Origin of the sequence: Bacillus sp. BHET2 (genome assembly GCF_005938125.1) — a bacterium.
Taxonomy (GTDB): domain Bacteria; phylum Bacillota; class Bacilli; order Bacillales; family Bacillaceae_B; genus Rossellomorea.
Genome location: NZ_VCQN01000061.1, coordinates 1 through 335 on the forward strand (window position 1 = coordinate 1; position 335 = coordinate 335).

The 335-nt window shown below is 45.1% G+C and carries 1 tRNA gene; it reads left to right on the forward strand.

The annotated features are described in order from the left end of the window. Window positions 1-49 precede the first annotated feature (49 nt). Window positions 50-125, forward strand: a tRNA-Ala gene (locus FGG79_RS21520). Window positions 126-335 lie beyond the last annotated feature (210 nt).

Consider the following 335-nt stretch of genomic DNA (forward strand, 5'->3'; position numbering starts at 1 on the left):
GGGACCAAGGGGTCGCAGGTTCGAATCCTGTCTTCCCGACCACTTCTTTGGGGCCTTAGCTCAGCTGGGAGAGCGCCTGCTTTGCACGCAGGAGGTCAGCGGTTCGATCCCGCTAGGCTCCACCAAAAAGTTTTTTTAAAAAGTCATTGACACTTTCTTAGTTTAAATGATATGATAATCAAGTCGCTTCAAACAGGAGCACTTACACATTGAACCTTGAAAACTGAACAAAACAAGACAATACGTCAACGTAAATTCTAGATTTATTTTTAAAGAGCTATTCAAACTTTTATCGGAGAGTTTGATCCTGGCTCAGGACGAACGCTGGCGGCGTG